The sequence below is a fragment of the Mesorhizobium sp. B2-2-3 genome (genome assembly GCF_006442405.1).
GTDB lineage: Bacteria > Pseudomonadota > Alphaproteobacteria > Rhizobiales > Rhizobiaceae > Mesorhizobium.
In genome coordinates this window covers 1-11224 of sequence record NZ_VFWC01000028.1, presented here as the reverse complement: position 1 = coordinate 11224, position 11224 = coordinate 1, and the positions used below count along the sequence as shown (strand labels likewise).

Sequence of the window (11224 nt, the reverse complement as noted above, 5' to 3'; positions counted from 1 at the left end):
GGGCCTATGAGGCGGGGCGGCGGGCGGGAAAATAACGCTAGGACCTCGGGGCGATGAGGCAGTGCAGACTTTTTCGGAGACGTCCAGCAGGACAGAGGAGGGCGTGACGGAACTCGGTGGTCGCGAGTAGCCGTGGTGCCGCCGCTCGTATTTCCGGCGTCCTACAGCGCCCCGGCAATTCGCGCTGCCAGCCGAGCATTGTTTTCGACCAGCGCGATGTTGGTCTTCAGGCTCCGGCCGCCGGTGAGTTCGAGGATTTTGGAGAGCAGGAACGGCGTCACCGCCTTGCCGGTAACGTTGAGCGCCTCGGCGGCCTTCTGGGCGGCCTCGATGTAGCCGGCCATCTCGCCGGCCGGGATTTCGTGATCCTCCGGCACCGGATTGGCGATCAGCATGCCGCCGCTCAGGCCCAGCGCCTGTCGCGTCTTGTAAAAATGCGCGATCTCTTCCGGCGCGTGCAAGGTCAGCGGCGCGCGGAACGGCGACTGCCGCGACCAGAAGGCCGGCATGGTCTCGCAGCCATGGCCGATCACGGGCACGCCGCGGGTCTCCAGCACCTCCAGCGTCTTTTCGATGTCGAGGATGGCCTTGGCCCCAGCCGAGACGACGATGACGGGCGTGCGCGCCAGCTCATCGAGGTCGGCGGAAATGTCGAAGCTTTTTTCGGCGCCCTTGTGCACGCCGCCGATGCCGCCGGTGGCGAACACCTTTATCCCAACCATATGCGCGGCGATCATTGTGGCGGCAACCGTGGTGCCGCCGGTGCGCCCTTGCGCGACGGCGAAGCCGAGATCTGCGCGCGAGAGCTTCATGGCGTCGCCGGTCATGGCGAGCGATTCGCGTTCTCCGTCGGAGAGGCCGATCTTGATGCGGCCCGCCACCACGGCGATCGTCGCCGGCACCGCGCCGCCGTCCGCAATGATCCTTTCCACGTCGGCCGCCATGGCGCCATTGTCGGGGTAGGGCATGCCGTGGGTTATGATGGTGCTTTCCAGCGCCACCACGGGCTTCCCGGCGGCCAAGGCTTGCGCCACCGGCGCGTGGACATCGATGAAGGCGCGGGCGGTGTCTGGGGTCATCTGGATCTCCAATCCGAAGTGCGGCGCATCCTTTCGGATGCCGGTCTCATGCCATTTTCTGCTCTTCGGGCACAAGAGCCAGCGCTTGCGCGAAAGTCGCCGTGGTGAAATCGGGAACGGCGCTCGCGCTTTCAATAGCCAGCGTCGCGGCGGCGACGCCCTCGCGCAACGCCGCGCGCAAGGGCATGCCGCGCAGTAGGGCGGCGACCGTCGCGCCGGCAAGCGCATCGCCGGCGCCGGTGACGTCCACGACCTTTCTTGGAGGGGGCGGGACGACGGCAAAGCTGCCGTCGCGGTCGAAGCCCAGCACCGGGCCGCCGCCCGCCGTGACCACCGCGCTGTCGAGGCCGGCGCTTCTCAGCCCGTCGAGGATAGTTTTTTGAGAGGCGGCATCGTCAAGTCCGGCAAGCGCCACCGCCTCGCGCCTGTTCATGAAGGCGACGGCCAGGCCGCCGAGCACCGGTGTCAAGCGCACGACCTTGGCCGGCGAAATGGCAATGGCGAACACGGGCTTGCCGGCGGCAAGCGACACCAGCCGCTCCAGAGCCGCCGATGGCAGATTGGCGTCGCACAGGACGGCATCTGCGGCGGCGATCTCCTCCCTCACCCTGGAGCGGCGGATCTGCTTTGCAAATGCCAGTTCATAAAGCGCCATGTCGGCAAAGCCGACGAGCAGTTCGCCCTCGCGGTCGATCAGCGCCGTATAGCTCGGCGTCGTGCGGTCGAGGAACACCGCGGACAGGTCGGCAATGCCTGCTTCGGCGATGGCGCGCGAAACCGTGTCGGCGGCGGCATCGCCGCCGCGCACCGACAGCAACGAGCCCGAGACGCCTCGCCGCACCGTGCTGCGCAATGCGTTGAAGACGCCGCCGCCAACGTCCTCGCGCATCGTGCCCGGGTTGGAGGCAGCCGGCACGTAAGCGCCGGACACCTGGCCGCGCCTGTCGATATGGGCGCCGCCCACCGCCAGGACTCTTGGAGATCTCACCATGCGCCGATATGACCTTTGTTGGCGGTCACGCACAAGCGCCATGCTGTGCGACGGAGCTTCGCAGGCAACAACCAGCGATTCGTGAGGCCGGCACGGCGAACCAGCCTGGCCTAATATTCGGGTCATGCTGGAGCCGAATCGTGAGACAAAAAAAGAACAAATTAGGATGTTGCTTATTTTTCAAATGCTTGATCCCTCTTGCCAAATGAGAACAAAAAAGGTACAAATAACCAAGGATTACGGATTGTCCGGCCTTCATTGACGACTACGGGGTGATGTATCATGGCTCAGAACAGCTTGCGGCTTGTAGAGGATAAGGCAGTGGACAAATCAAAGGCTCTGGATGCGGCGCTGTCGCAAATCGAGCGGGCTTTCGGCAAGGGCTCGATCATGCGGCTCGGCGCGAACGAGCAGGTCGTCGAGATCGAAACCGTGCCGACCGGCTCGCTCGGCCTCGACATCGCGCTTGGCGTCGGCGGCCTGCCGCGCGGCCGCATCATCGAGATCTACGGGCCGGAAAGCTCGGGTAAGACGACGCTGGCGCTGCACACGGTGGCGGAAGCCCAGAAGAAGGGCGGCATCTGCGCCTTCGTCGATGCCGAGCATGCGCTCGATCCGGTCTATGCCCGCAAGCTCGGCGTCGATCTCGAAAACCTCCTGATCTCGCAGCCTGACACTGGCGAGCAGGCGCTTGAGATCTGCGATACGCTGGTGCGCTCCGGCGCCATCGATGTGCTGGTGGTCGATTCGGTCGCGGCGCTGACGCCGCGCGCCGAAATCGAGGGCGAGATGGGCGATTCGCTGCCCGGCCTGCAGGCCCGCCTGATGAGCCAGGCGCTGCGCAAGCTGACCGCCTCGATCTCGCGCTCCAACACCATGGTCATCTTCATCAACCAGATCCGCATGAAGATCGGCGTCATGTTCGGCTCGCCCGAAACCACCACCGGCGGCAATGCGCTGAAATTTTACGCCTCGGTGCGTCTCGATATCCGCCGCATCGGCTCGGTCAAGGACCGCGACGAGGTCGTCGGCAACCAGACCCGCGTCAAGGTGGTCAAGAACAAGCTGGCGCCGCCCTTCAAGGTGGTCGAGTTCGACATCATGTACGGCGAAGGCGTGTCGAAGACAGGCGAGCTGGTCGATCTCGGCGTCAAGGCCGGCGTGGTCGAGAAGTCGGGCGCCTGGTTCTCCTACAATTCGCAGCGTCTCGGCCAGGGCCGCGAGAACGCGAAGCTGTTCCTGCGCGACAATCCCGATACGGCGCGCGAGATCGAACTTGCGCTCAGGCAGAACGCCGGACTGATCGCCGAGAAATTCCTTGAGAATGGCGGCTCCGAAGGTGGCGATGATGGGTTCGAGGATGAAGCCGGCGCGATGTAAGCGTTCGCCGGCGCAATTCAAGCGTTCGCCGGCGCGATCTAGCGTTCGGTTTATGGCCCGAGTTCGGCCATAATCCCGGTTCATCAATTTGAGCTTATGTAATCGAGTTCTGTAGTATTGCGTTTCAAACCGCCGGCCCCGTGCCGGCGGTTTGCGTTTTGGGTGGCTGGTGAACCGCGAATTGGCCGGCTTGCGTGTTTCTGGACAGGGTGCCAAGCGGCGGCTAAAAGGCCAGCTCCATCTTCTAAAGCAGAGCCCATTTTCCGCCGGTCCGGCCGGCGGCTCTCTCGAAAAGGCAGCATTCATGAGTGGCGTGAACGAGATCCGGTCGACATTTCTCGACTATTTCCGCAAGGAGGGTCACGAGGTCGTGGCGTCGAGCCCGCTTGTACCGCGCAACGATCCGACGCTGATGTTCACCAATGCCGGCATGGTGCAGTTCAAGAACGTCTTCACCGGCCTGGAGAAGCGGCCCTATTCGCGTGCCACGACCGCCCAGAAAAGCGTTCGCGCCGGCGGCAAGCACAACGACCTCGACAATGTCGGCTACACCGCGCGCCACCTGACCTTCTTCGAGATGCTCGGCAATTTCTCCTTCGGCGACTATTTCAAGGAGCGCGCCATCGAGTTGGCCTGGAACCTCATTACCAGGGAGTTCGGGCTTAAGAAGGACAAGCTGCTCGTCACCGTCTACCACACCGACGACGAGGCGGCCGGCTTCTGGAAGAAGATCGCCGGCTTTTCCGATGATCGCATCATCCGCATCCCAACCTCCGACAATTTCTGGGCGATGGGCGACACCGGGCCGTGCGGGCCATGCTCGGAAATTTTCATCGATCGCGGCGAGCACATCTGGGGCGGTCCGCCCGGCACCCCGGAGGAGGATGGCGACCGGTTCCTGGAATTCTGGAACCTGGTGTTCATGCAGTACGAGCAAGTGACGAAGGACGAGCGCATTGACCTGCCGCGCCCGTCGATCGACACCGGCATGGGGCTGGAGCGCATGGCCTCCATCCTGCAAGGCGTGGAAAGCGTGTTTGAGACCGACCTGTTCCGCCATCTGATCGATGCGGCGTCGTCCGCGCTCGGCCGCGGTCCCGACGCCGAGACCGTCGCATCCTATCGCGTCATAGCCGATCACCTGCGCTCGTCCTCGTTCCTGGTCGCAGACGGCGTGCTGCCATCGAACGAAGGCCGCGGCTATGTGCTGCGCCGCATCATGCGCCGCGCCATGCGGCATGCGCAATTGCTCGGTGCGAACGAGCCGCTGGTGTGGCAGCTGGTGCCGGCGCTGGTTCGCGAGATGGGTCAGGCCTATCCGGAACTGGTGCGCGGCGAACAGCTGATCACCGAGACGCTGAAGCTTGAGGAGACCAGGTTCCGCAAGACACTGGTGCGTGGCCTCGGTTTGCTGTCGGAGGCGACGGAAAAGCTCGGCGCCGGCGACATGCTGGACGGCGAGACGGCCTTCAAGCTTTACGACACCTATGGCTTCCCGCTCGACCTGACGCAGGATGCGCTGCGCCAGCGCAACATCTCGGTCGATCTTGCCGGCTTCACCAATGCGATGGAGCAGCAGAAGGCCGAGGCGCGTAAGCACTGGGCAGGTTCCGGCGAGGCGGCGACGGAAGCGGTCTGGTTCCCGGTGCGCGAAAAAGCCGGTGCCACCGAATTCCTCGGCTACGAGACCGAGCAGGCGGAAGGCATCATCCAGGCGGTTGTCCGCGACGGCAAGACCGTCGACAGCGCCGGCAAGGGCGAAGCGGTAGCCGTGGTCGTCAACCAGACGCCGTTCTATGCCGAATCCGGCGGCCAGATGGGCGACACCGGAACCATTTCAGGCGAAGGCTTCTCGATCGAGATTTCCGATACGCAGAAGAAGGCCGACGGGCTGTTCGTGCATCTCGGCAAGGTGGTCAGCGGCACTGCCAGGACGGGTGCCGCCGTCGAGCTGAAGGTTGACCATGCGAGGCGCTCCAGGCTGCGCGCGAACCATTCCGCGACGCATCTGATCCATGAGGCGCTGCGCGAGGTGCTGGGCACCCATGTCGCACAGAAGGGCTCGCTGGTCGCGCCCGAGCGCCTGCGCTTCGACATCTCGCACAACAAGCCCATCTCGCCCTCGGAACTCGAGGAGGTCGAGCGCATGGCCAACGAGATCGTGGTGCAGAACAGCCCGGTGATCACGCGCCTGATGTCGGTCGACGATGCCATTGCCGAAGGCGCCATGGCGCTGTTCGGCGAGAAATACGGCGATGAGGTGCGCGTCGTGTCTATGGGCACGGGCCTACATGGCGCCAAGGCCAACCGCCCCTATTCGGTCGAGCTTTGCGGCGGCACGCATGTCAGGGCAACCGGTGACATCGGCCTGGTGCGCGTCGTGTCCGACAGCGCCGTCGCCGCAGGCGTGCGCCGCATCGAGGCGCTGACGGGCGAGGCCGCGCGCAAGCATCTCGACGAACAGGACCGGCGGCTGAAGGCGGCCGCGGCAACACTGAAAATCTCGCCGGCCGACGTGCCGGCGCGTGTTGAAGCCCTGCTCGAAGAGCGCAAGAAGCTCGAGAAGGAGCTCACCGAAGCGCGCAAGAAGCTGGCGCTGGGCGGCGGGTCGCCCGCTGACGCGCCGGCCGCCAACGAGACCGTCGCGGGCGTCGGCTTCCTCGGCAAGTCGGTTTCCGGTGTCTCGCCGAAGGATCTGAAGCCGCTCGCCGACGCCGGCAAAAGCTCGCTCGGCTCCGGCGTGGTCGTATTCGTCGGTGCGGGCGAGGACAACAAAGCGAGCGTCGTGGTCGCCGTCACCGATGATCTCGTCGGCCGTTTCAGCGCCGTCGACCTGGTGCGTGTCGCCTCCGCCGCCCTCGGCGGGCAGGGCGGCGGCGGCCGGCCCGACATGGCGCAGGCCGGTGGCCCCGATGCCTCGAAGGCCGACGACGCGATTGCTGCGGTGAGGGCGGCGCTGGAGGCGGCGTGATTCATTGCAGAATTGGGGGGCAACGCTCCAGGCCGGTTGCTTCCCTTCGAGGTCGCGCGGCCCCTCATGATGGGCGGCGCGACATCAATGATCGGCTGTCCGCGAAATCGTTGACCTGAATCGAATATCGCTGCGCTGCGCTGTCGCAGATCAGCCGGCCTTTTCAGTCCTGGCAAAGCTTGCCTGTTTAGCAATACAATCCCACCAGTCCTGTATGTCGGCAAAGCGAGCCAGCAGTTTGCGCCCTTCCGCCACCTTGACGAAATAGCCGATGATCGGTGCCGCATGCAGGTCGGCGAGCGTCAGTTGATTGCCGAGCAACCACGGCCCCGGGGATCTCAATGATGAGAGCGCCTGAAGGACCGTTCCTGCTTGTCGTAATCCGCTGACAATCAGCGCTTCGTCAGGCGACGCCTTCTCCAGCCGCTCCACGGCGACGTCCCAGACCATGGCCCGATAGCCATAAGCGTCGAGCATGCCGATGATCTGGTTCATCCGCGCGCGGCCGCGCGGATCCTTCGGCTGCAAAGGCGGCCCGTCGAACGCCTCGTCGACATAGCGCGCAATCGCGCTGGCCTCGAACAGGCGAAAACCGTCATGCTCGAAGGCCGGGATGCGGCCGAACGGGTGGTGCTCGAAATACCAGCCGGGGATGCCCTCGGCGGCGAACACATCGACCGGCACAAGCTCGTAGTCGACGCCCTTCTCCTCCAGCGCCATGCGCGCTATGCGCACGTAAACGCTGTAGTCGGCGCCGTAGAGGACCGGTTTGGCCATGTTGCCAGTCCTTTGCTTTCGATTTTCGTTGGCCCAAAAAAGCGAAGGCTCCTTCCGGAGCCTTCGGCATGTTGAACCCGCGGGTGCTTACGCCATCGCCTTCTGCAAATTCTCGTCGATCTTGTCCAGGAAACCAGTGGTCGAAAGCCAGGGCTGGTCGGGGCCGATCAGCAGCGACAGGTCCTTGGTCATGAAGCCGGATTCGACGGTCTGGATGCAGACCTTTTCGAGTGTCTCCGCGAAGCGTTTCAATTCAGCATTGTCGTCGAGCTTGGCGCGATGGGCGAGGCCCCGGGTCCAGGCGAAGATCGAGGCGATCGAATTGGTCGAGGTTTCCTCGCCCTTCTGGTGCTGGCGATAGTGGCGCGTCACGGTGCCGTGCGCGGCTTCCGCTTCCACCGTCTTGCCGTCCGGCGTCATCAGCACCGACGTCATCAGGCCGAGCGAGCCGAACCCCTGCGCCACCGTGTCGGACTGTACGTCGCCGTCATAGTTCTTGCAGGCCCAGACATAGCCACCCGACCATTTCAGGCTGGAGGCCACCATGTCGTCGATCAGGCGGTGCTCGTACCACAGCTTCTTGGACTTGAACTCGGCCTCGAACTCAGCCTCGTAGACCTCCTGGAAAATATCCTTGAAGCGGCCGTCATAGGCCTTGAGGATGGTGTTCTTGGTCGAGAGATAGACCGGGTAGTTGCGCAGCAGGCCGTAGTTCAGCGAAGCGCGGGCGAATTCGCGGATCGATTCGTCTAGGTTGTACATGGCCATGGCGACGCCGGCGCCGGGCGCGTCGAACACGTCGTGCTCGATCACCTGGCCATCCTCGCCGACGAACTTGATCGTCAGCTTGCCCTTGCCGGGAAAACGGAAATCGGTGGCGCGGTACTGGTCGCCATAGGCGTGGCGGCCGACGATGATCGGCTTGGTCCAGCCGGGCACCAGCCGCGGCACGTTCTTCATGATGATCGGCTCGCGGAAGATGGTGCCGCCGAGAATGTTGCGGATGGTGCCGTTCGGCGACTTCCACATCTTCTTCAGCTTGAATTCCTCGACGCGCTGCTCGTCGGGCGTGATGGTCGCGCATTTCACGCCGACGCCGTATTTTTTGATGGCGTTGGCCGAATCGACGGTCACCTGGTCGTTGGTGGCGTCGCGATGCTCGATGCCGAGGTCGTAATATTCAAGCTTGAGGTCGAGATAAGGGTGGATCAGCTTGTCCTTGATGAACTGCCAGATGATGCGGGTCATCTCGTCGCCGTCGAGTTCGACGACCGGGTTCGCCACCTTGATCTTCGCCATGGAAAGAATGCCTCGTTGCTGGGAAATGGGACGGCCTTGCCCGCGTGGCGTTCGGCCGGGGATGCGCCCCTATATCAAAGCGTTTTTGGCCGCGCAAACGACGATCGGTCACGAAAGCGAAGCGATCGCCCCGCCATTTGCGAATGGTTCATTTTCGCGGCCGAATATGGCAGGGGACGCTGAAATGCCGCAAACAGCAGTTCATTGACAATCATGCCCGTCACCAAAGATTCCGATACCGCTTCAGTCGCCAGCCCCGCCATCATCCTCGTGGAGCCGCAGCTCGGCGAGAATATCGGCATGGTTGCGCGCGCCATGGCCAATTTCGGCCTGGTCGAACTTCGCCTCGTCAACCCGCGCGACGGCTGGCCGAACGAGAAGGCGCGGGCGGCGGCCAGCCGCGCCGACCATGTCATCGATGCCGTCAAGGTTTTCGACGATCTCGCCACGGCGATGGCCGACCTGAATTTCGTTTTCGCGACCACCGCAAGGCAACGCGACGGCTTCAAGCCCGTGCGCGGGCCGGTCGAGGCGGGCAGGGTGCTCCGGGCTCGCCATGGCATGGGTCAGCGAACCGGCATCCTGTTCGGCCGCGAGCGTTTCGGCCTCTATAATGACGAGGTTGGCCTCGCCGACGAGATCGTCACTTTTCCGGTCGATCCCGATTTCTCCTCGCTTAACATCGCCCAGGCCGCGCTTCTCATGTCCTACGAGTGGATGAAATCCGGCCTCGAGGACGAGACCAAGACCAACTTTACGGGTCCGGACATGAAGCCGGCCAGCAAGGAAGAACTGCACGGATTGTTCGCCTATCTCGAAGGCGCACTCGAAGCGCGCGGCTATTTCCGGCCGGCGCCGAAGAAGCCGAAGATGGTTGACAATCTGCGCGCCGTATTGACCCGGGCGGGATTTGCCGAGCCGGAGCTCAAGGTGCTGCGCGGCATCATCTCGTCGCTGGACAGGTTCTCGCCGGCGATGCCGCGCGGCGACGGCTCTCCGGGAGATGATCCAAGGCGGCTTCCGGCAGCGGCGCGCGCCGGCGGTCCCGGCCGCAAGACCAATGCGGATCGTCAGGTGGCCGATGACGACGACAACGCCGCGCCGCCGCTCGGCGGCAAGGGAACCGACAATGACTGATCAGCCGATCCTGATGTTCGATTCCGGCATTGGCGGGCTGACTGTGCTGCGCGAGGCGCGCGTGCTGATGCCCGACCGCCGCTTCGTCTACATCGCCGACGATGCCGCCTTCCCCTTTGGCGCCTGGGAGGAACCGGCGCTGCGGGTCCATATTCTCGACCTGTTCGGCAAATTGCTCGACCGGTTCGCCCCGGCCATCTCGGTCATCGCCTGCAACACCGCCTCGACGCTGGTGATCGATGCGTTGCGCGAGAGATTTCCCGGCCATCCCTTTGTCGGCACCGTGCCTGCGATCAAGCCGGCGGCGGAGCGTACCCGCTCCGGCCTCGTCTCCGTGCTGGCGACGCCGGGCACGGTGAAACGGCAATACACGCGCGACCTGATCAGCAAATGGGCGCAGAAGTGCCATGTCCGGCTGGTCGGTAGCGACCGCCTGGCGGGGCTGGCCGAAGCCTATATGCGCGAAGGGTTCGTCGACGAGGAAGCCGTGCGCGCCGAGATCTCCCCGTGTTTCATCGAGCGCGACGGCATGCGCACCGACATCGCCGTGCTCGCCTGTACGCACTATCCTTTTCTGGTCAACCGCATGCGCAAGACCGCACCCTGGCCGGTCGACTGGATCGATCCTGCCGAAGCGATCGCCCGGCGGGCGATGTCGCTGCTGTCGCCGGTCAATGGGCCGTTGCCGCATGGTGAGCCGGACATCGCGGTCTTCACGTCCGGCAAGGCGGATTTTGCCATCAGCCGTTTGATGCAGGGCTTTGGACTGGCGGTCGCCTGATTTCCGGAACATTGGCGAGGCCGTTTCGTTTTCTCCCAGGCAATGAAGGGAGAAAAACCATGCCTGCCACCTCGAAAGCCCAGCAGAAGGCCGCCGGCGCCGCATTGTCGGCCAAGCGCGGCGAGACCAAGAAGAGCGAGCTCAAAGGCGCTTCCAAAGGGATGTACGAATCCATGAGCGAAAAGCAGCTCGAGGAATTCGCCGAAACCAAGCGCAAGGATCTGCCGGAGAAAAAGAAGCACTGAGGGAAGCGCTATTTGGCACGCCCTTTGTGAAGGGCTCGTCCAATGGCAAGAAATAGGCCCGCGACGGGGTCGCAGGCCTTGATGTTATTGTCTGGTCAATGGCCGACGTAATCAGCGCCAGTGGCGGCTGTTAGCGCCAGTGGCAGCGTCGCACTTTTTGGCGAATGACATGGCGGTGACCATGGCGCCAGACGACGCGCTTCTTGACCACGATCCGGCATACCTGATGAGGCCGGTGACCTTGCCAATGCCTTGCCATCGCCGGCTCCGGCGTGATGACGGCCATCGATCCGGCCAACACCGTCGCACCAGTCAGGCTTAGAAAGAACTTCTTCATCCGAATTCAGGCTCCTCTGCTCAAGTCCCTTCCTGGAGCGGTTCAGCTTCGGGGAATCGCCGCCCCGCTCCGATTTTTTACACAATCCCGGGTAGAAACCGCTAGCGCTTTCCGGGAATTGTTCTAATAGCGCGGGCGGCGCCAGTTGGAACCTGTCGGTAGCTAATCAAGTTGTCCGGTTTGGTAGCACATGATCTGTCCGCTTCTGTTTTGGCGTCGAAGCGGTT

General features: G+C 63.6%; 10 protein-coding genes. 5 read left to right on the top strand and 5 right to left on the bottom strand.

The genetic code is table 11. From position 1 onward, the window contains the following. Positions 1 to 161: 161 nt before the first annotated feature. A complete protein-coding gene (locus FJ951_RS28220) occupies positions 162 to 1079 on the bottom strand; it encodes a pseudouridine-5'-phosphate glycosidase (RefSeq protein WP_140518331.1) in 918 nt (305 codons plus the stop codon). A 46-nt stretch (positions 1080 to 1125) separates the two neighbouring features. Next, the gene (locus tag FJ951_RS28215; protein WP_140518330.1) at positions 1126 to 2070 is read right to left on the bottom strand and encodes a carbohydrate kinase family protein; all 945 of its coding nucleotides are present in this window, start codon (positions 2068 to 2070) and stop codon (positions 1126 to 1128) included. Between the two features lie 282 nt (positions 2071 to 2352). Here FJ951_RS28215 and recA point away from each other — a divergent pair, with 282 nt between their 5' ends. Both recA and alaS read left to right on the top strand, forming a co-directional pair. Next, positions 2353 to 3450 (top strand): recombinase RecA, encoded by a 1098-nt coding sequence (gene recA, locus FJ951_RS28210; protein WP_010909075.1) that lies wholly within the window; start codon positions 2353 to 2355, stop codon positions 3448 to 3450. 304 nt (positions 3451 to 3754) lie between these two features. Continuing rightward, a complete protein-coding gene (gene alaS / locus FJ951_RS28205; protein WP_140518329.1) occupies positions 3755 to 6421 on the top strand; it encodes an alanine--tRNA ligase in 2667 nt (888 codons plus the stop codon). A 150-nt stretch (positions 6422 to 6571) separates the two neighbouring features. On the opposite strand, the gene FJ951_RS28200 is transcribed toward alaS, so the two are convergent. Both FJ951_RS28200 and FJ951_RS28195 read right to left on the bottom strand, forming a co-directional pair. Then, positions 6572 to 7198 (bottom strand): glutathione S-transferase N-terminal domain-containing protein, encoded by a 627-nt coding sequence (locus FJ951_RS28200; RefSeq protein ID WP_140518328.1) that lies wholly within the window; start codon positions 7196 to 7198, stop codon positions 6572 to 6574. Positions 7199 to 7285: 87 nt separating this feature from the next. Then, on the bottom strand, positions 7286 to 8497 hold the full coding sequence (locus tag FJ951_RS28195) for an NADP-dependent isocitrate dehydrogenase (RefSeq protein WP_140493857.1): 1212 nt from the start codon (positions 8495 to 8497) through the stop codon (positions 7286 to 7288). Positions 8498 to 8710: 213 nt separating this feature from the next. Here FJ951_RS28195 and FJ951_RS28190 point away from each other — a divergent pair, with 213 nt between their 5' ends. From FJ951_RS28190 to FJ951_RS28180, 3 genes are read left to right on the top strand one after another with little or no spacing between them, the layout of a single operon-like run. Further along, positions 8711 to 9634, top strand: coding sequence for an RNA methyltransferase (locus FJ951_RS28190; protein WP_140493855.1), 924 nt, complete (start codon positions 8711 to 8713; stop codon positions 9632 to 9634). Beyond that, a complete protein-coding gene (murI, locus tag FJ951_RS28185; RefSeq protein ID WP_140518327.1) occupies positions 9627 to 10415 on the top strand; it encodes a glutamate racemase in 789 nt (262 codons plus the stop codon). The genes FJ951_RS28190 and murI overlap by 8 nt, the downstream gene beginning before the upstream one ends. A 59-nt stretch (positions 10416 to 10474) precedes the next feature. Then, complete coding sequence (locus tag FJ951_RS28180) at positions 10475 to 10660, top strand: DUF3008 family protein (protein WP_140493851.1); 186 nt, start codon at positions 10475 to 10477, stop codon at positions 10658 to 10660. Positions 10661 to 10790: 130 nt separating this feature from the next. Here the strand turns inward: FJ951_RS28180 and FJ951_RS28175 are convergent, their stop codons facing one another. Continuing rightward, positions 10791 to 10997, bottom strand: a complete 207-nt coding sequence (locus tag FJ951_RS28175) for a hypothetical protein (RefSeq protein ID WP_140518326.1) — start codon at positions 10995 to 10997, stop codon at positions 10791 to 10793. Positions 10998 to 11224 lie beyond the last annotated feature (227 nt).